Below are 19003 nucleotides of genomic sequence, written 5' to 3' on the forward strand. Positions count from 1 at the left end.
AAGCATTCTGGAACGCAATTAAACACATTTAAATGGCAACTAGCAACGATATTAAAAAAGGAATGTGCATTGAATTCAGCAATGATATATTCAAAGTCATTGAATTTATGCACGTGAAACCGGGTAAGGGCCCAGCATTCGTAAGAACTAAAATGAAATCGGTAACGAACGGCAAAGTGCTCGACAATACTTTTTCGGCAGGTCACAAAATTGATGAAGTAAAGGTGATGACCCGTAAATTCCAGTACCTTTATGATGACGAGAACGGATTCCATTTCATGAATAACGACGATTTTTCTCAGTTATATCTTGATAAAGATATGATTGAAAACGCTCAGTTTATGAAAGCAGGTGAAGAAGTGACGATCATCCTCAAAGAATCTGATGAGACGCCGCTTTCAGCCGAAATCCCGCCAACGGTTTATCTGGATGTAATTGAAGCAGATCCGGGTGTAAAAGGAAATACCGCTACGAATGCCCTGAAAAATGCCATCGTTGAAACCGGAGCAAGAGTTATGGTGCCACTTTTCATCGAAGCTGGAGATAAAATTAAAGTCAATACAGAAGACGGATCCTATCTGGAAAGAGTTAAATAATTGAGTTGCTGTTACGGGTTTCGAGCTGGTCTTGTAACGAGTAACCGCATCCCGCATCTACAAAATTATGACTTTCAACCAACCGCAGACCCTTAAAACGATTGCAGAAATCATCGGAGCCAGAATGGTTGGCGACGAAAATTTTCCTGTTTTCGGAACCAATGAAATCCACCGGGTGAAAAATGGCGAAATTGTTTTTGTCAATCATCCCAAATATTATGATAAAGCGCTGAATTCGGCTGCAACCGTCATCCTTATTGATAAAGAAGTGGACTGTCCTCCGGGAAAAGCACTGTTGGTTTCAGATGATCCTTTCAGGGATTTCAATAAAGTCAACACCCATTTCACAAGAATTTACAATTTCACCGAAGAACTTCATGATATCGAAGTCGGGGAGGGCACGAGAATTCATCCTTCTGCAGTAATCGGCAATGAAGTAAAAATCGGCACCAACTGCCTTATTTTTCCGAACGTGGTGATTGGCGACAGAACCGTAATCGGTGATAACGTGATTATTCAAGCCAATACGGTCTTAGGAGGCGACGCTTTTTATTATCGGAAACTCAACGGGAATTTTGACCGCATGATTTCAGTTGGAAATGTCATTATTGAAAACAATGTGGAAATAGGAAACAACTGCACCATCGACCGAGGTGTAACTGATTCCACGATTATTGGTGAAGGTTCGGTTTTGGACAATCAGATCCAGATCGGCCACGACACAGTGATTGGAAAAAGAGTGCTCATCGCGTCCCAAACCGGAATCGCAGGATGCTGTATTATCGAAGATGAAGTGACGATTTGGGGACAGGTCGGTATGGCTTCCGGAGTGCGTGTTGCAAGTGGAACCGTACTTCTCGCAAAAAGCGGTGTCAACAGAGATCTTCAAAAGGGAACCTATTTCGGGCCGTTGGCGGAAGAATTCAAACAGTATTTAAGGAAAGAAGTGAAGCTCAAAAATCTGAAATAGACGTTCAGATCCGCAAAAAATCAAATATTATTGAGTATTTTTGCAGCATTCCAATTTAAAATAAATTTAAAAAATAAAAGATGTCAGTATTAGTAAACAAAGATTCTAAAGTAATTGTACAGGGATTTACAGGTAACGAAGGAACCTTCCACGCAGGCCAGATGATTGAATACGGAACCAACGTTGTAGGTGGGGTAACTCCGGGAAAAGGTGGTTCTGAGCATTTGGGCAAGCCTGTTTTCAATACCGTTGCAGATGCTGTGGAAAAAGCGGGAGCAAATGTTTCCATTATTTTCGTACCTCCTGCATTTGCTGCCGATGCTATTATGGAAGCTGCAGAAGCGGGAATCAAAGTAATTGTTTGTATTACCGAAGGAATTCCGGTTGCTGACATGGTAAAAGTAAAATCTTATCTTGCCGACAGAGACTGCCGTTTGATCGGACCAAACTGTCCGGGAATCATTACTTCCGATGAAGCGAAAATCGGAATTATGCCCGGTTTTGTTTTCAAAAAAGGAAAAGTAGGCATCGTTTCAAAATCCGGAACTTTAACGTATGAAGCTGCTGATCAGGTAGTGAAAGCCGGTTACGGTGTTTCTACTGCTATCGGAATCGGTGGTGACCCAATTATTGGAACTACGACTAAAGAAGCTTTGGAACTTTTCATCAACGACCCAGAAACTGAGGCGGTTGTTATGATTGGCGAAATCGGTGGAAACCTGGAAGCTGAGGCAGCAAGATGGTATAAGGAAAGCGGTTCTACAAAACCGGTTATCGGATTTATTGCAGGACAAACGGCACCGAAAGGAAGAACAATGGGTCACGCAGGTGCAATTGTTGGCGGTGACGAAGATACAGCTCAGGCAAAAATGGCGATTATGCGCGAAAACGGAATCACTGTGGTAGATTCTCCAGCGGATATCGGTTCTACCGTTGCGTCGATTTTAAAATAATTTCATTTGAACTGCAGACTGTTGCAGTGAAGACATAAAAAAAAATACGGGAAATTTTTCCCGTATTTTTTTGTTTTTTAGTTCCGGATCCACTTCCAGAGTTCCTTCATGGTGGCTTTGTTGCCGTACATCAGGATTCCGACGCGGTAAACCTTGGCTGCGACATAAATCATCGCTAAAGTCGAAAGAATGAGTAGCGAAAGCGAGAGCAGGATCTGCCATATCGGTACGCCAAACGGAATCCGCGCGATCATGGCAATTGGCGATGTAAAAGGAATGATCGAGAGCCAGAAACCCAGCGGTCCTTCAGGATTGTTCATGATCGTAAAACTTCCGTACATTCCCAGCATGAGCGGAATCATTGCAAAAAGCGTGAACTGCTGCGTTTCGGTTTCATTGTCCACTGCAGAACCGATTGCGGCGTACATTGAACTGTAAAAAATATATCCGAGCAGAAAGAATACGATAAAAACTGCGATGATCAATGGGAAATTCATGTCCAGCAGTGTATGGGAAACTTCACCGGCAATTCCCTTGAAATCCATTTTGTCCATCATTTCCGCCGACTGTTCTCCGCCCGGCATTTTTTTCTGTATTGTCGAGAAACCGGTGTTCAGCAGCAGCGCCCCGATTACCGTCATGGAAATCCAAACGCCGAACTGGGTGAGTGCCACAAGCGTTACGCCGAGGATTTTCCCCATCATGAGTTCAAACGGTTTTACTGAAGAAATAATGATTTCGACCACACGGTTGTTTTTTTCTTCCAACACACTTCGCATGACTCTTACGCCGTAAATAATGATAAACATGAATGTGGCATACATTAAAACCATGCTCAGACCCGACTTCACGCCGAAAGACATATCGCTTTCCATCTTGTCGTTTTCGGCCACATTTTTTGTCTGAAGTTCAAAATCTTTGTCGAGATTGACGAGCTGGTCTTCGGTAATTCCCAAAGTCTTGATTTTTTCTTTCTTTAATACCTCCGAAATATCCGAAATAATCCGGTGTTTCGTATCCATCCCGATTTTGGTATTGATGAGGAGTCTGGTCTCCTTCGCCAGTTGGTCATAATCCTTGTTTTTAAGTTCAGGAAGGATCAGCAGACCCTGCGTTCCTTCTATGTCTTTCAGTGTTGAAGTAAGGGCTTTTTCGCTGTTCGGGTTCACAAAGATATACTTGACGCTTTCGTCGCTTTTCAGCTGATTCGCGAAAATTCCGCTTTTGTCCACTACGTTGAAAGTGTTGGAACTTTCATTGGCCTTGAACATAAACGCGATCAATGCCCCAAAACCAATCATAAGCAAAGGCGCTAGAAGGGTTAAAATAACAAAGGATTTTTTCTTGACCTGCGTGCTGTACTCGCGTCGGGTGATTAAAAATATGTTTTTCATTTTGGTTTTAGTTTTTGGTGCTTACGGCATTAATAAAGACCTCGTTCATGCTTGGGATTTTTTCGTCGAAAGAACGGATCTTCCCAACTTTCATGAGCTCATTCAGCAGCATGTTCTGATCGCTGTCGTTTTTCAGATCGAAAGAAACCAGATTGTTTTCGGTAACATAATTGTTCACCGGAAAGTGATTCTTAAACGTCTCGAAATGTTCGGCATTCACTTCAGAAAGCGTCACGCCGAAGATGTTTTTTTTGAATTTTTCCCGCACCTCGAATATTTTCCCGTCCAGAATTTTTTTCGCATTGTTGATGAGCGCTACGTAATCGCACATTTCTTCCACACTTTCCATCCGGTGGGTGGAAAGAATGATCGTAGTTCCCTGTTTCTTTAAATTGATGATCTGGTCTTTGATTAAATTGGCATTTACCGGATCAAAGCCGGAAAAAGGTTCATCCAGAATCAAAAGTTTCGGACGGTGAAGGACCGTTACCACAAACTGAATTTTCTGTGCCATTCCTTTTGAAAGTTCCGACAGTTTTTTCTTCCACCATTGGTCAATTTCCAGCTGTTCAAACCAGTATTTTGCCTGCTGCAGTGCTTCATTCCTCGTCATGCCTTTTAGTTCGCCAAAATACAGAAGCTGATCTCCAACGGTCATGTTTTTGTAGAGTCCGCGTTCTTCAGGCATATAACCGATGTCTTTGATGTGGTTTGGGTTGAGTTTTTCGCCGTTGATGAAAATTTCTCCGGAATCGGGCTGCGTAATCTGGTTGATGATCCGGATAAATGAGGTTTTTCCGGCTCCGTTTGGACCTAAAAGCCCATAAATACTTCCGGTGGGTACGTCGATACTGAAATCTTCGAGAGCCGTTTTTTTTCCGGCATTGTAGGTTTTGGTAATGTGTTCTGCCCTTAGCATCAGCTTATTTTAGTGGGATTAGTAGTGATTAGTTGTCTAAAGTTACGCATTTTAAACGATTTAATATCGCTTATTCCTCAATGGTACGGAAGGTCAGATTGATGCGCGGGGTGAAGATTTTTTTCGTCGGCGGAAGACGGTGCAGCCAGAACGACTGAGTTTCATCCTTCATCACAAGAAGGCTGCCGTGCTCGAGGATGAGTTCCACTTTTTCTTTGGTTTCTTTGTGCTTAAAACTGAATTTTCTTTCTGCCCCAAAACTCAGGGAAGCAATTGCGCCGTTTTTTGTCAGATCTTTTTCGCCGTCGCTGTGGTAAGCCATGCGTTCGTCGCCGCTGTGGTAAAGGTTCAGCAGGCATGAATTGAATATTTCTCCCGTTTTTTCTTCCACGAGCTTCTTCAGTTCCAGCAATTCATCAGTCCAGGGCAAGGCCTCTTTTGTGGAATTGGAGTAGGTGTATTTGAATTTTTCGCGGCCGTACCACGCCACTTTTCTTTTGGTGATGATTTTTTTGCCGAAAATCGTCGCTTCGTCATTTTTCCATTTAATATTTTTCAGAAGTATTTGATAGTAGAAATCAGATTTATCACGATCTAAAATCTTTCCGTAATAAATAACGGTCCCGTCTTTTGGAAGGAGATTTCTTGAAGCATCGAATTCGAGATCAAACAGACTTTGCATCGTTCAGATTTTAACTTTAAACATCAAAACTTTCCGGTATTTCAGAAAGTTTTGGTGATGAATTTTATTGTATAAGGATTAATTTTTACTTAAATGATAGTACGCCAGCATTTTATAATAAAGTTTCGCCGCCAGAAAAGCGGTTGGTTTCGGCATGGGCGAATCCATGAGTTCCACAATATCAAAAGCAACGACATTGCATTTTTCAAAAACTTTTTTCAGGAGTTCTAATGTCGGGTACCACTGCAAACCGCCCGGTTCCGGAGTTCCTGTCGACGGCGCGATTGAAGGATCAAAAGCATCCAGATCAATTGTGATATAGACATTTCCTGAAACTTTTTCCAGCACATCATCAATCCAGTCGGGGTTTTTCGCGATTTCATGTGCCCAGAAACACTGTCCTTCCGGAACATACTGCATCTCTTCCATGTCACATGACCGGATTCCTACCTGAACTAGATTCAGTTTCTGTGAGGCCTCAAAAACAGCACACGCATGATTGGAAGTGGAGCCATGGAAATCCGGACGTAAATCGGTATGCGCATCCAGCTGTAAAACAGTCAGGTTTTCAAATTTTTCTCCCGCAGCGCGGATCGAACCGATGGAAACAGAATGTTCGCCGCCAAAAAGCGTGAAGAGTTTACCGTCATTGGCCAAAAGTTCCTTTGTTTTCTCATATACCGCCGCCGTCATCGCTTCTGGGGAGGATTTTTCAGTAATTTCTCCGGCACGATAAACACCTTCAAGATAAGGTTCTGTTCCGGTTTCGATATCGTAAAGTTCCATGTTTTCGGAAGCGTCCAGAAAAAGTTCAGGGCCTTTGTCCGCCCCTTTTCCCCATGTTGACGTTCCGTCGTAAGGTACAGTCACCAGCATGACTTTTGAATTTTCGAGTGTGGCGTTTTCTTCCGGAATTCCTGCGTATGTTTTCATTTCTGTATTCATGATTTTTATTGAAAATTGGAGCTTCAAAGATAATAAAATGCCGCTATTTGTTGGACTTGTTTTACCCAAATCTGCTATATTTTACAGGAACATTTCCTAATTTAGCAAAAACTTAAGAAATGCCTTTAAAAGCCGTTTTGTTTGATATGGATGGAGTAATTGTGGATACAGAACCGCTTCACCGGAAGGCCTATTTTCAGATGTTCTCCGATTTTGGAATCGAGGTTTCTGATGACTTCTACGCCTCGTTCACCGGTTCATCAACAAAAAAGGTGGCAGAAAGGCTCATCGGTCATTTCGGAATGAGTCACTCGGTAGAAGAAATTTCTGAACACAAACGGCGGTATTTCAAACATTATTTTGACCATGATATCGATTTTGATCTGCTTCCCGGTGTGAAAGATCTCATCGAAAACTACTTTGAAAACGGTGTTAAACTCGTGTTGGCTTCATCAGCCCATATGAATACGATCAACTGGGTTTTTGAAAAATTTGATCTTGAAAAATATTTTACCGCAAAAATCAGCGGTGCAGACCTGCAGGAATCGAAACCGCATCCTGAAATCTTTATCCGCGCGGCAGAAATGGCCAGCGAACCGAAGGAAAACTGTATGGTCATTGAAGATTCCACAAACGGAATCGAAGCCTCCGTCTCTGCTGAGATTTTCTGTGTTGCCTATCAGAGCAGCAATTCCGAGAAGCAGCAATATGAAAAAGCCAACCTGAAAATTTCAGATTTTTCAGAGATTTATTTTCAGAAAATGAAGGAATTTTTTAATTGAGTTTTATCTGCAATTCCAAAAAAATTAAAATGAAAAGTGTTCTTATTACGATAGGCGACGAAATCCTCTCCGGCAACACGGTAGATACCAATTCAAATTTCATTGCAGCCCAACTCAAAAGTATCGGGATTCCGGTCGTTCAGATTTTTACCATTTCGGATGAGGTAGAGATCATTAAAAAAACTTTGGCAAGTGCATTTGAACTTGCAGATCTGGTCATCACAACCGGCGGTTTGGGACCGACAAGAGACGACAGAACCAAAACCGCATTCGCGGAATTTTTTGATGATAAACTGACGCTGGATGATGAAACTTTTGAACATCTAAAAAAACTGATGATCAAAAGAAAGCGGGAACATTTGCTTGAAATCAATAAAAATCAGGCCGTTACGCTTTTCTCAGCAACGGTTTTCCAGAACGAAAACGGTACCGCGCCTTGTCAGATGATTGAGAAAGAAGGAAAGACAGCCATTTGTCTTCCCGGTGTTCCGTATGAAGTGAAACCACTGATTAAAGATAAAATCATTCCGCATCTTAAAGAAAAACTGAACAGCAATTATATTGTTTCGAGATTTATTTCGGTGGTTGATTTTCCGGAAAGTCTTTTGGCAAAAACCATTGAAAACTGGGAACTCGGTTTGCCGGAAACAGTTTCCCTTTCGTATCTGCCCGTCGGAAACCGGGTAAAACTTCGCCTGACTGCATCCGGAAATGATCCGGAAGAAATTGAAAATCTTTTAAACGTTGAATCCGAAAAGCTCAGACCTTTGATCGGGGAAAAAGTGATTTCCTGGGACGGCAGCGACATTCAGGAAATTATGAAAGAAATTCTGAAGGATAAAAAAATGACCCTTTCTGTTGCTGAGAGTTGTACTGGCGGCGAGCTTTCAAGGCTCATCACTTCGGTTTCGGGGAGTTCCGCTTATTTTCTCGGCGGAGTTATTCCATATGACTATCACAAAAAAATTGAAATTCTGGGCGTTTCAGAAAAAACAGTCCGTGAAAAAACGGTGGTTTCTGAAGAAGTAGCTCAGGAAATGAGTTTGGGTTGTCAGAAACTTTTTGGAAGCGACATTTCGCTTTCCACGACCGGTGTTGCAGGGCCAAATTCGGATGAATTCAACACTGAAGTTGGGGTGGTTTTTTATTCAGTCAGGGTGAAAGATGCCGAGAAAACGGTCCGTCTTTTTCTTCCGCATCTGGAAAGAAACGATTTTGTAAACTTCGTTTCACAGCGAGTCTTGCAGGATCTCGTACAGATTTTAGTGAATGATTTTTAACTTTTAGACTTTGTCATTCGTCTTTTTTTGATCTAATATTCATAAAACGTAACAAAATGCCTGAAGGTTTCGACTAAACAGATATTAAAAATTATTTTTCAATGAAAAAAATCAACATCAGCATTCTTGCATTTGCAGGAGTTGTTGCCTTAAACTCTTGTGTTTCGAAAGTTTCTACGGCTACTGCAAATGCAGAAACCGCGGTTCAGCCGGTGGAAACTCCCAAAGTTGTCCCGGAAAACGGGCTTGATCTTACTGCAATGGACCAAACGGTTCGTCCACAGGATGATTTTTACAGTTTTGTAAGCGGGAGCTGGATGAAGACAGCCAAAATTCCTGCCGATAAATCTACATGGGGATCATTCAACAAATTAGCGGAAGATACCGACAATAATTCGATGACTATTTTGAATTCGCTCCTGAATGATCAGTATGCCACCGGAAGTGAGGGCAAAAAAATACAGGATCTGTATGCGACGTATATGGACATGGATAAAAGAAATGCCGACGGGATTGCACCAATTCAGGCTGATCTAACAAAAATTGATGCCATAAAATCGGTTTCTGATCTTCAGAATTATCTGGTGGAGGCTACAAAAAACGGAGAAAATCCTTTCTATTCATGGGGAATTGATGCCGACCTCAAGGACTCAAAAATGAATGCTGTTTATCTCGGCAGCGCCAATCTGGGTTTAGGACGGGATTATTACCAAAAGGTAAACCAGAAAAACACAGAAACTTTAGCGGAATATACGAAGTACGTAGCGACGATGCTGGATGTTTTGGGATATAAAAATGCCCCTGCTACGGCTCAGAATATTGTGAATTTTGAAAAAAGTATTGCCAATACTTACCTGACCAATGAGCAGATTCGCGATGCAACGCTTCAGTACAATCCAAAAACCATGGGCGAACTTTCGGGCTTGGTTAAGAATGTAAATCTCCCCAAATATTTAACTGCAGTCGGCGTAAATACCGACAAAGTGATTGTTGGTGAACTGAATTACTACAAAAATCTGGATAAGTTCATCAATGCGAAAAATCTTCCGTTGATCAAGGATTATATGAAGTTTCACCTGATTTCCGGCAGCGCGGGTTATCTGTCTAAAAATCTGGATGATACCAAATTCGCTTTTTATGGCAAATATTTAAGAGGACAGGATGTGCAGCGTGCGCAGAACAAAAGAGGTTTTGAACTCATCAACGGGGTTTTGGGCGAAGCTTTCGGTAAACTCTATGTGGAGAAGTATTTCCCTGCAGAAGCCAAGGCCCAGATGGTGGAGCTTATTGATTATCTGAAGAAAAGTTTCAACTCCCACATCAGTAATCTAGCATGGATGTCTCCGGTGACGAAGGAAAAAGCGCTGAACAAACTCAATAAATTCACGGTAAAGGTTGCGTATCCGGACAAATGGAAAGACTATTCAAAACTCACCATTAATTCAGAGGAAGAGGGTGGAACTTTATACAAAAATCTGCAGAATGTAACGGCGTGGCAGTACCAGAAGGATCTTGACAAAATAGGAAAACCGGTCGACAGAACCGAATGGGGAATGTCGCCACAGACGGTAAATGCCTATTACAATCCGCTGAACAACGAAATCGTTTTCCCGGCAGCGATCCTGCAGCCGCCTTTCTTCAATCCGAATGCTGATGCAGCTGTAAATTTTGGCGGAATCGGAGCGGTAATCGGTCACGAAATGACTCATGGTTTCGATGATTCAGGTGCACAGTTTGACGCAGACGGGAATCTGGTGGACTGGTGGACCGCAGAAGACAAAGCCAATTTTCAGAAAGCGACGAAAGCACTTGCTTCACAGTATGACAAATACGAACCGGTGAAAGGAACTTTTGTAAACGGTACCTTTACTAACGGTGAAAATATTGCCGATCTTGGCGGCGTGAATATCGCTTATGATGCGTTGCAGATGTATCTGAAAGACAAAGGAAATCCTGGAACGATCAGCGGTTACACGCAGGATCAGCGGTTTTTCCTGAGTTGGGCGACGGTTTGGAGAACACTTCAGAAAGAAGCCGCTTTGGTAAACCAAATCAAAACCGACGAACATTCTCCTGGCTTATACAGGGCGTTCGGACCGCTTGTAAATACTGATGCTTTCTATAAAGCGTTCGATGTAAAAGAAGGTGATAAACTGTATAAAAAACCGGAAGAAAGAATAAAAATCTGGTAAAAACTGAAATCAATATTTATTAAATCACTCAGCTTTGACTGAGTGATTTTTTTTATGGTATAAGTTTGCGATTGATGTCGTTTTCGGCATTAAAATAACCGTAATATGTGCATTCTGATAAAGATAAAATTCCGGAAAATATTTGGTATCTTTGGTTTATTCAACAAAATATCAAATTTCTCTTATGAAAAAAATAACAATAGGTCTGCTTGCATTCTCGGGAACCGTTTTCCTGAATTCGTGCGGAACCTCGCAAAATGCGCAAACAGCAGACACAAAAACAGAACAGGTGCAGGTAAAACCTGCTCCTGTGAAAGAAGAAGGGCTTAACCTTTCTTATATGGATACTTCTGTCCGTCCGCAGGAAGATTTCTTCAGTTATGTAAATGGAAACTGGATGAAAACCGCGGTAATCCCTTCCGATAAATCGAGTTGGGGCAGTTTTAATGCACTTCGCGAAGATGTGGATGTAGCTTCTCTTGACATACTGAATAAAATTCTTACCGATAAGTTTCCTGCGGGTTCAGAAGGTCAGAAAATTCAGGATCTATACGGAACATTTATGGATTGGAACAAAAGAAATGCCGACGGAATCAGCCCGATCAAAGCTGATCTGGCAAAAATCGACAATCTGAAATCCATTTCTGATCTTCAGAAATATCTCGTTACAGCGACCAAAACCGGAGATAATCCTTTCTACGGTTGGGGGGTAAGAGCCGACATGAAGAATTCTGTGATGAATGCGGTTTATCTCGGTGGCCCGAGTCTAGGTTTGGGAAGAGATTATTACCAAAAGGAGAACGAAGCCAACACCAAAACGCTGACAGAATATAAAAATTATGTTGCGCAGCTTTTCACCGTTTTGGGTGACAAAAATGCTGACCAAACTGCCCAAAGAGTGGTGGCCTTTGAAAAACAGCTGGCCAATTATCTTTTGACCAATGAGGAGAACCGCGACGCCAATCTCCGGTACAATCCGAAAACCATGGCCGAACTTCCTTCTTTGGTGAAAAATATTAACCTTCCGGATTATCTCCAGAAAGCCGGAGTCAACACCGATAAAGTAATCATTGGTGAACTGAAATACTATCAGAATATGGATTCCTGGATGAACGAAAGAACGCTTCCGCTCATCAAAGAATATATGAAAGCGAGACTGCTGTCGGGTAACGCAGGCAGTTTGGACCAGAAACTGGATGACATCAACTTTAACTTTTATTCCAAATACCTTCAGGGACAGAAGGAGCAGCGGTCAATGGACAAACGCGGACTTTCAATGGTGAACGGTGTTTTGGGAGAAGCCTTTGGAAAACTGTATGTGGAAAAATATTTCCCGGCAGAAGCCAAAAAGGAAATGGTGGTGCTTATCGATTATCTAAAAATGGCCTTTAAAGACCATATCAATGATCTGGAGTGGATGTCGCCTGCAACCAAACAAAAAGCACAGGAAAAACTCGCAAAATTTTCGGTAAAAGTGGCATATCCGGATACCTGGAAAGATTATTCAAAACTGAATTTATCTTCACCAGCAGAGGGAGCCAGCTTATATTCGAATCTTCAGAAAGTTTCAGAATGGCAGTACCAGAAAAGCCTCGAAAAAATCGGAAAACCGGTAGATAAAACCGAGTGGGGAATGTCTCCACAAACCGTTAATGCTTATTATAATGGATCTAACAACGAAATCGTATTTCCGGCTGCGATTTTACAGCCGCCTTTTTTCAATTTCAAAGCAGATCCGGCGGTAAATTTTGGCGGAATCGGTGCCGTAATCGGTCATGAAATTTCCCACGGATTCGATGATTCCGGCTCTCGTTTCGACGGTGATGGTAACCTCAATAACTGGTGGACTGATGCCGACCGTAAGAATTTTGACGAGAAAGTTGGACAATTGGCCGATCAGTACAGCAAGTATGAACCGGTAAAAGGAAGTTTTGTTAACGGAAAATTCACAAGCGGAGAAAATATCGGAGATCTTGGTGGTGTTGCCGTGGCATATTCTGCATTGCAGAAGTACCTGAAAGACAAAGGAAATCCAGGTCTGATCAGCGGCTTTACACAGGACCAGCGGTTTTTCATGAGTTGGGCGACAGTCTGGAGAACGAAATCCACCGATCAGTATATGGTTAATCAGGTAAAAACCGATTCGCACTCTCCGGGCTATTTCCGGGCTTTCGGACCGCTCATCAATCAGGATTCTTTCCAGGACGCGTTTGAAATCAAGCCAGGTGACAAGCTTTATAAAGCGCCGGAAGACAGAATTAAGATCTGGTAAATTTTTAAAATCACTCAAAATTATTTGGGTGATTTTTTTTGTGTATCTCTTTTTTAGCTTTGCCCACTGAATCCCAAAACGTGGGAATGCATTAAATAATTTGTGGTCATCGAAAGTTTTCCTTTTTACGAAATGCTTATATTTGGGAATGACCAGAGAAGAATCCATCAAAAACCTCATGCAGATTCCCGGTGTCGGAAAATCCATTGCGAACGATTTATACCAAATCGGGATTTTGAGGACCGATGACCTTAAAGGAAGAGATCCGGAAGAACTTTTTGCTGTTTCAAACGCAAAAGTTGGGGTGGTGCAGGACCGCTGTCTGCTGTATGTTTTCCGTGGTGCTGTGTATTATGCGGAAACTCCGAAAAAAAATCAGGAAGCCGAAAAACTGAAGTGGTGGAATTGGTCTGATAAAAACCTTAAAAAATGAAAATCAACATTGATAAAAACCTTAAAATCCAACCAGTGGGAGCGCGTAGTTTCCTTGCCGATGCTTTTTATCCTGAAAATTCCGTAAAACTGCCGCTCGTGATTTTTGCCCACGGATACAAAGGGTACAAGGACTGGGGCGCCTGGAATTTAATGGCCGAAAAATTTGCGGAAGCCGGATTTTTCTTTGTGAAATTCAACTTTTCACACAACGGAACAACTTTCGAAAACCCTTCTGATTTTGATGACTTGGATGCTTTCGGGAACAATAATTATTCGAAAGAAATGTTGGATTACGATGCAGTGCTGAACCATTTTTATACCCATCCACGAATTGATGTAGATAAGATTGCACTCATCGGGCACAGCCGCGGCGGTGGAATTTCCATTATCAAGGCTTTTGAGGATGAGCGGGTAAAACTTCTAGTCACTTTAGCAAGCGTCAGCAACTTCAAAAGCAGATTTCCCAGGGATGAAAGACTGGAAAAATGGAAAGATTCGGGTGTCATGTTTTCTGAAAACGGCAGGACCAAACAGCAGATGCCGCATTTTTATCAGTTTTATGAGGATTTTAAAGAAAATGAAGACCGTTTTAACATTCAGTACTGTGCACAGCATCTGGAAAAACCGGTGCTTATTATTCACGGGACTGATGATGATGCGGTAAAGGAAAAAGAAGCCTTGCTCCTTCAGAACTGGTGCAAAAACACTGAACTTTTCATGATGAATGATGCCAATCATACCTTCGGTGCAAAAGAACCCTGGGCTGAAGACCATCTTCCTCCGGATCTGGAAACCGCGGTGCAGAAAATTATTCATTTTATCCGGGAAAAATGGCAGGAAATTCAATCCAATGATTAATTTTGCATGAAATAAAAAAGTACAATGGATTTATTTTCAGCACTGGAGTGGCCGAATTTTGCAGATTATCAAATCTGGATCAGTCTTCTGACGCTTACCTTCCTTGAAATTGTCCTTGGGGTGGACAATATTATCTTCATTTCCATTATATCCAACAAACTTCCCGAAAAACAGCAGAAATTTGCGCGCAATTTAGGATTGGTTTTAGCCATGTTATTCAGGGTGATGCTTTTGCTCATGATCAACTGGATTATCGGTTTAAAGGAAGCAGTACTGACTCTTGGGTTTATTACGGAGCCGGGTTCCGAAATTCCTTTAGCATTAAGCTGGAAGGATATTATTCTTCTGGCGGGAGGGATATTCCTGATCCTGAAAAGCACTTTTGAAATTCATTCAAAAATGCAGATCGATGAGGAAATCCACACGCCAAAAGCGGTTACATCGGGCTTGATAACCACTGTTATCATTCAGATTATTCTGGTAGACATGGTTTTTTCGCTCGATTCCATTTTAACCGCAGTTGGATTGGTTGATAATGTGGTTCTTATGATTATTGCAGTAGTCATCTCCATCGGAACGATGCTTGCATTTGCAGGACCTATTTCCAGAATCATCAACAAACATCCGAGTCTCCAGATGCTGGCTTTATCTTTCCTGGTGGTGATTGGAGTAATGCTGGTTGCCGAAGGAATCCATCAGCATATCAGTAAAAATATCATTTACTCATGTCTGGCTTTCAGCTTGGCGGTTGAGATGCTCAACATCAGTTTAAGGAATAAGCAGAAAAAAGCGTTTAAAATAAATCCGGATTTAAAAAACAATCTGGATATTGAGGATAAGAACTAAACAAAAAGGAGTGAAAAATTTTCACTCCTTTTTTGTTCTTTTATGAGGCTAATATTTTCCAGGCCTCTTCAATTTTGTTTTGCAGAAGAAATTTCTGCGCTTCAGAATGGATTTTTTCGTCACTTGAAAAAATACCCACTGGTAATTCTTCTGTATTGGCGAGCATCCCCAGATCGTTGCCCGTAAAAACTTTGCTGTACTTAATTTTATCTGGCAGCAGATCGAAACCGATTCCTTTTGTTACCAAAGGTTTCGGAACTTCAAAGAGATTGTCTTCATTGTTCCGGGAGTACCAGTTTCCACCGAGTCTTGCAACCAGATCCAGTTTTTTTTGATCCAGATTTCCTTCAGTATTCAGATATTCTTCTCTAACGTGGATTTTAATGATTTCGCAGATGACCAGATTTCCGGCGCCGCCTTCTGTACCCAGATGTTTGACTTCCATAACCCTGCATTCCAGGTTGACCGGGCATTCTTCGATAAGTTTCGGCTGTATGAGATCCGCATCCTTCATCGTTAAACCAGATTTTACAAATTCATTCACTCCTTTCTCATATTCCGTAGATGCGAGGGAAATCTGCTGAACGATCTTATAATTTACAATACCAATCACGACTTCAGGAACTTCTAGAACATTCTGGAGCGTATGTTTCGTGGTATTGTCGCGAACCCTTCTTGCGGGCGAAAAAATCACAATAGGAGGATTTGAACTGAATAGATTAAAAAAACTGAAAGGGCTTAAATTAACCATCCCATTCTTGTCAACCGTCGAAGCCAGAGCAATCGGCCGCGGCGCGATAGCAGTCTGCAGAAGTGTCTGCAACTGAAGATTATTTAAATCTTTTGGAGAAATTGCTTTCATTAAATCTAGTTTGCCGGCAGAATTTTTCCTGAAACTTCTCCAAATCCAACTCTGAGTCCGTCTTTTTCCGCAAATCCGCGCATGATAACGGTATCGTTGTCATCAATAAATTTACGTTCCTCGCCGTTGCTCAGTTTTAAAGGATTCTGGCCGCGCCATGTCAGTTCCAGCATGGAGCCGAAAGAGTGTGGATTTTCGCCGGAAATGGTTCCGGATGCATACAGATCCCCAACTTCCACATTACACCCGTTTACGGTGTGGTGTGCAAGCTGCTGGGCCATATTCCAGTACATGAATTTATAATTGCTTTCAGAAATCAACGTCTCGTCACCGTTTTCCGGCTTCAGATACACTTCAAGTTGAATGTCATAGTTCTTATCACCGGTAAATTTCAGATAATCCAAAACTTCGGGTTCCTGTTTAGGAGAAGGAGTGCGGAATGGTTCCAAAGCCTCAAGTGTTACGACCCATGGTGAAACGGAACTTCCAAAATTTTTCCCTAAAAATGGCCCGAGCGGAACATATTCCCAGCTCTGGATATCTCTTGCCGACCAGTCGTTGAAAATTACCATTCCGAAGATTGCATCCTCTGCTTCTGCGGTGGAAATACTGTCGCCCATTTCGGTGTTTTTATTCACGATAAATGCCATTTCCAGTTCAAAATCAAGCTGTTTTGAAGGTCCGAAAATCGGTGAGTCTGCATCTGCAGGTTTGGTCTGGCCTTTCGGACGGATGATATCGGTGCCCGAAACAACAATGGAGGAAGCGCGTCCGTGATAGCCTACCGGAAGATGTTTCCAGTTCGGCAATAGTGCATTTGCAGGATCGCGGAACATTTTTCCCACGTTGGTTGCATGTTCAATACTGCTGTAGAAATCGGTGTAATTCGGGATGTGAACCGGCATCATCATTTTTACTAGATCCAGATCGAAAAAACACTCGGTAATGGTCTTTTCGTCATTTGCAAGCTTTGAATCCTCAAGCAAAAGTTCCTGAATTTTCAGCCGTACTGCATTTGTAACCGGTTTCCCGAGTTCAATGAACTCATTCAAAGTATATGCTTCAAAAACATTTTCGTTAATCCCTTCTGTTTCGTCAAAAAATCCGTAATCGTACAGTGTTGCCAGATCCAGGACAAGATCACCTATTCTTGTACAGCACGCAATGTATTCCTGGTTAAAAACGGCTACGCCAAACGGGATGTTATGAATAGAAAAATCTGAATTTTCGGGATAGTTTACAAATGATTTCATAGAATTTTTATTTTAAAGTGAAGGTCCAGAGTCTAAAGCTTTTTATCTTTAATCTCTGAACCTTTTTATGTTATAATTTTATTTTTTATTGACTGCGGATTCCTCGATCCATCTTTCCTTTGTGTTGAGATCAACGAGATAAAGGATTTTTTTCTGTTTGGTCATCAGCAGGTTTTTGGTTAACGGCAGCGGAATTTTTTTACCTTCGAGTTTGTCGGCTCTCAGCGAAATGATGTTATGCTGTGGCCTCATGATGTCTCCCGTAAAAATATTGGAAGTGCTTTTGCCGGTAGCTTTATCATCGAACATTTCCACATACGTTGCCTGATTTCCTTTGATGATGATAAAATTTCTCTCCGTATGATCCTTAAAATCTTTGATCATGACGAATTTGGTATCATCGATATTCACGTCTTTCAGATTTTGATTAACGCCTCTTCGCTCTTCCAAACGGTCGAGAATAGCATTCATCGTTCCGTACTGTGCTTTAAGACCTACTGCAGATCCCAACAGTAATGCGGTCAGAAATATTTTTTTCATCGCTTTTCCAATATTTTGAACCGCCGATTAGGTGGCATTAAAGATTTCCTCTTTTTTCCTGTTCTTTTTCGAGCGCTTCAAAAAGGGCTTTGAAATTTCCTGCACCAAAACTTTGCGCGCCGTGTCTTTCAATGATTTCAAAGAAAAGAGTAGGCCGGTCTTCAACAGGTTTGGTGAAAATCTGCAGCAGATATCCTTCCTCATCGCAATCGATCAGGATTCCCAAATCTGAAAGTTTTTTAATGTCCTCATCAATCGTTCCAACACGTTCAGGAACCATATCGTAATACGCATTTGGAGGCGCCGGAAGAAATTCAATTCCTCTCGCTTTCAGTTCTGTAACGGTTTTGATGATGTCTTTGGTCGCAACGGCGATGTGCTGCACACCTTCGCCTTCATAAAAATCCAGATATTCTTCCACCTGCGATTTTCTCTTTCCTTCTGCCGGTTCGTTAATGGGGAATTTGGCGAAACCGTTGCCATTGCTCATTACTTTCGACATCAATGCAGAATATTCGGTGTTGATCTGCTTGTCATCAAAACTCAGGATATTCACGAATCCCATTACTTTTTCGTACCATTCAACGGTCGGAATCATACGGTTCCAGTCTACATTTCCAACGCAGTGATCCACGTATAAAAGTCCGACATCTGATGGATTATAGTTGCTTTCCCACTTCTGAAAACCGGGCATGAACTCGCCTGAATAATTTTTACGTTCCACAAACATGTGAACCGTTTCGCCGTAGGTATATATTCCCGACATGCGAACTTCTCCGTGCTGGTCGGTCATCGTTTGGGGCTCCAGATATGGTTTTGCGCCACGTTTCGTGGTTTCTTCAAATGCTGAATAAGCATCATCTACCCAAAGAGCCAGAACTTTTACGCCGTCACCGTGTTTTTTCTGATGTTCACAGATCGGGGAGTCTGAATTTAAACCTGAAGTTAAAACAATCCGGATTTTTCCCTGCTGAACGACATAGGAAGCCCTATCGCGAAGTCCCGTTTCCGGACCTGCATAAGCAACTGATTGGAAGCCAAAAGCAGTTTTATAAAAGTGAGCAGCCTGTTTGGCATTTCCTACGTAAAATTCAATATAATCTGTTCCGTTAATCGGTAAGAAGTTCTCTGCCTGTGCTATTTTTTCGGCGAATGTAAGTGTAGACATCTGTTTGTTTTTATTAGATTGATCCCGCTAATTTACAAAATTTTTAAGACTGACTA

Annotated in this window: 18 protein-coding genes; 10 read left to right on the plus strand and 8 right to left on the minus strand. The window is 41.9% G+C overall.

Annotation, left to right across the window (positions count from 1 at the left end; genetic code table 11):
- Positions 1-32 precede the first annotated feature (32 nt).
- The 3 genes from efp (at position 33) to sucD (ending at position 2519) form a co-directional block, all read left to right on the plus strand.
- A complete protein-coding gene (gene efp / locus FUA25_RS06525; RefSeq protein WP_147756095.1) occupies positions 33-596 on the plus strand; it encodes an elongation factor P in 564 nt (187 codons plus the stop codon).
- Between the two features lie 67 nt (positions 597-663).
- On the plus strand, positions 664-1566 hold the full coding sequence (locus FUA25_RS06530) for an LpxD N-terminal domain-containing protein (RefSeq protein WP_147756096.1): 903 nt from the start codon (positions 664-666) through the stop codon (positions 1564-1566).
- An 80-nt stretch (positions 1567-1646) separates the two neighbouring features.
- Positions 1647-2519 (plus strand): succinate--CoA ligase subunit alpha, encoded by an 873-nt coding sequence (gene sucD / locus FUA25_RS06535; protein WP_147756097.1) that lies wholly within the window; start codon positions 1647-1649, stop codon positions 2517-2519.
- A 77-nt stretch (positions 2520-2596) separates the two neighbouring features.
- Here sucD and FUA25_RS06540 read toward each other — a convergent pair whose 3' ends face one another.
- The 4 genes from FUA25_RS06540 to speB form a co-directional block, all read right to left on the minus strand.
- Positions 2597-3913: an ABC transporter permease gene (locus tag FUA25_RS06540; RefSeq protein WP_147756098.1), complete on the minus strand. Its 1317-nt coding sequence runs from the start codon at positions 3911-3913 to the stop codon at positions 2597-2599.
- Between the two features lie 7 nt (positions 3914-3920).
- On the minus strand, positions 3921-4832 hold the full coding sequence (locus FUA25_RS06545; RefSeq protein WP_147756099.1) for an ABC transporter ATP-binding protein: 912 nt from the start codon (positions 4830-4832) through the stop codon (positions 3921-3923).
- 70 nt (positions 4833-4902) lie between these two features.
- Positions 4903-5514, minus strand: a complete 612-nt coding sequence (locus FUA25_RS06550; RefSeq protein ID WP_147756100.1) for an alpha-ketoglutarate-dependent dioxygenase AlkB family protein — start codon at positions 5512-5514, stop codon at positions 4903-4905.
- Between the two features lie 78 nt (positions 5515-5592).
- Positions 5593-6447 carry an agmatinase gene (speB, locus tag FUA25_RS06555; RefSeq protein WP_147756101.1) on the minus strand — a complete coding sequence of 285 codons (855 nt, stop codon included), beginning with the start codon at positions 6445-6447 and terminating at the stop codon, positions 5593-5595.
- 131 nt (positions 6448-6578) lie between these two features.
- On the opposite strand from speB, the gene FUA25_RS06560 reads away from it, so the two are divergent.
- The 7 genes from FUA25_RS06560 (at position 6579) to FUA25_RS06590 (ending at position 15124) form a co-directional block, all read left to right on the plus strand.
- Positions 6579-7241 (plus strand): HAD family hydrolase, encoded by a 663-nt coding sequence (locus FUA25_RS06560; RefSeq protein ID WP_147756102.1) that lies wholly within the window; start codon positions 6579-6581, stop codon positions 7239-7241.
- 29 nt (positions 7242-7270) lie between these two features.
- Positions 7271-8521, plus strand: coding sequence for a CinA family nicotinamide mononucleotide deamidase-related protein (locus FUA25_RS06565; RefSeq protein ID WP_147756103.1), 1251 nt, complete (start codon positions 7271-7273; stop codon positions 8519-8521).
- A gap of 101 nt (positions 8522-8622) precedes the next feature.
- Positions 8623-10713: a M13 family metallopeptidase gene (locus tag FUA25_RS06570; protein ID WP_147756104.1), complete on the plus strand. Its 2091-nt coding sequence runs from the start codon at positions 8623-8625 to the stop codon at positions 10711-10713.
- A gap of 184 nt (positions 10714-10897) precedes the next feature.
- Positions 10898-12985: a M13 family metallopeptidase gene (locus FUA25_RS06575; RefSeq protein WP_147756105.1), complete on the plus strand. Its 2088-nt coding sequence runs from the start codon at positions 10898-10900 to the stop codon at positions 12983-12985.
- A 148-nt stretch (positions 12986-13133) separates the two neighbouring features.
- A complete protein-coding gene (locus FUA25_RS06580) occupies positions 13134-13418 on the plus strand; it encodes a helix-hairpin-helix domain-containing protein (protein WP_147756106.1) in 285 nt (94 codons plus the stop codon).
- Positions 13415-14278, plus strand: coding sequence for an alpha/beta hydrolase family protein (locus tag FUA25_RS06585; RefSeq protein ID WP_147756107.1), 864 nt, complete (start codon positions 13415-13417; stop codon positions 14276-14278). The genes FUA25_RS06580 and FUA25_RS06585 overlap by 4 nt, the downstream gene beginning before the upstream one ends.
- A gap of 24 nt (positions 14279-14302) precedes the next feature.
- Positions 14303-15124, plus strand: a complete 822-nt coding sequence (locus FUA25_RS06590) for a TerC family protein (RefSeq protein ID WP_147756108.1) — start codon at positions 14303-14305, stop codon at positions 15122-15124.
- A gap of 40 nt (positions 15125-15164) precedes the next feature.
- On the opposite strand, the gene FUA25_RS06595 is transcribed toward FUA25_RS06590, so the two are convergent.
- The 4 genes from FUA25_RS06595 to hppD all read right to left on the minus strand — a co-directional run bounded on the left by FUA25_RS06595 (position 15165) and on the right by hppD (position 18947).
- Positions 15165-15986, minus strand: coding sequence for a flavin reductase family protein (locus FUA25_RS06595; protein WP_147756109.1), 822 nt, complete (start codon positions 15984-15986; stop codon positions 15165-15167).
- A gap of 5 nt (positions 15987-15991) precedes the next feature.
- Positions 15992-17239 carry a fumarylacetoacetase gene (fahA, locus tag FUA25_RS06600; protein WP_147756110.1) on the minus strand — a complete coding sequence of 416 codons (1248 nt, stop codon included), beginning with the start codon at positions 17237-17239 and terminating at the stop codon, positions 15992-15994.
- A 78-nt stretch (positions 17240-17317) separates the two neighbouring features.
- The gene (locus FUA25_RS06605) at positions 17318-17779 is read right to left on the minus strand and encodes a hypothetical protein (RefSeq protein WP_147756111.1); all 462 of its coding nucleotides are present in this window, start codon (positions 17777-17779) and stop codon (positions 17318-17320) included.
- Positions 17780-17816: 37 nt separating this feature from the next.
- Complete coding sequence (gene hppD / locus FUA25_RS06610) at positions 17817-18947, minus strand: 4-hydroxyphenylpyruvate dioxygenase (RefSeq protein WP_147756112.1); 1131 nt, start codon at positions 18945-18947, stop codon at positions 17817-17819.
- Positions 18948-19003 lie beyond the last annotated feature (56 nt).

Origin of the sequence: Chryseobacterium sp. (genome assembly GCF_008014695.1) — a bacterium.
Taxonomy (GTDB): domain Bacteria; phylum Bacteroidota; class Bacteroidia; order Flavobacteriales; family Weeksellaceae; genus Kaistella.

Excerpts from the sequence above, each read along its gene's own strand:
- FUA25_RS06530 (WP_147756096.1), top strand. The coding sequence starts at position 664 with ATGACTTTCAACCAACCGCAGACCCTTAAAACGATTGCAGAAATCATC.
- FUA25_RS06560 (WP_147756102.1), top strand. The coding sequence starts at position 6,579 with ATGCCTTTAAAAGCCGTTTTGTTTGATATGGATGGAGTAATTGTGGAT.
- FUA25_RS06570 (WP_147756104.1), top strand. The coding sequence starts at position 8,623 with ATGAAAAAAATCAACATCAGCATTCTTGCATTTGCAGGAGTTGTTGCC.
- FUA25_RS06595 (WP_147756109.1), bottom strand. The coding sequence starts at position 15,986 with ATGAAAGCAATTTCTCCAAAAGATTTAAATAATCTTCAGTTGCAGACA.
- FUA25_RS06545 (WP_147756099.1), bottom strand. The coding sequence starts at position 4,832 with ATGCTAAGGGCAGAACACATTACCAAAACCTACAATGCCGGAAAAAAA.
- FUA25_RS06550 (WP_147756100.1), bottom strand. The coding sequence starts at position 5,514 with ATGCAAAGTCTGTTTGATCTCGAATTCGATGCTTCAAGAAATCTCCTT.
- FUA25_RS06605 (WP_147756111.1), bottom strand. The coding sequence starts at position 17,779 with ATGAAAAAAATATTTCTGACCGCATTACTGTTGGGATCTGCAGTAGGT.
- FUA25_RS06575 (WP_147756105.1), top strand. The coding sequence starts at position 10,898 with ATGAAAAAAATAACAATAGGTCTGCTTGCATTCTCGGGAACCGTTTTC.
- efp (WP_147756095.1), top strand. The coding sequence starts at position 33 with ATGGCAACTAGCAACGATATTAAAAAAGGAATGTGCATTGAATTCAGC.
- fahA (WP_147756110.1), bottom strand. The coding sequence starts at position 17,239 with ATGAAATCATTTGTAAACTATCCCGAAAATTCAGATTTTTCTATTCAT.
- FUA25_RS06585 (WP_147756107.1), top strand. The coding sequence starts at position 13,415 with ATGAAAATCAACATTGATAAAAACCTTAAAATCCAACCAGTGGGAGCG.
- FUA25_RS06580 (WP_147756106.1), top strand. The coding sequence starts at position 13,134 with ATGACCAGAGAAGAATCCATCAAAAACCTCATGCAGATTCCCGGTGTC.
- hppD (WP_147756112.1), bottom strand. The coding sequence starts at position 18,947 with ATGTCTACACTTACATTCGCCGAAAAAATAGCACAGGCAGAGAACTTC.
- FUA25_RS06590 (WP_147756108.1), top strand. The coding sequence starts at position 14,303 with ATGGATTTATTTTCAGCACTGGAGTGGCCGAATTTTGCAGATTATCAA.
- sucD (WP_147756097.1), top strand. The coding sequence starts at position 1,647 with ATGTCAGTATTAGTAAACAAAGATTCTAAAGTAATTGTACAGGGATTT.
- FUA25_RS06565 (WP_147756103.1), top strand. The coding sequence starts at position 7,271 with ATGAAAAGTGTTCTTATTACGATAGGCGACGAAATCCTCTCCGGCAAC.
- speB (WP_147756101.1), bottom strand. The coding sequence starts at position 6,447 with ATGAAAACATACGCAGGAATTCCGGAAGAAAACGCCACACTCGAAAAT.
- FUA25_RS06540 (WP_147756098.1), bottom strand. The coding sequence starts at position 3,913 with ATGAAAAACATATTTTTAATCACCCGACGCGAGTACAGCACGCAGGTC.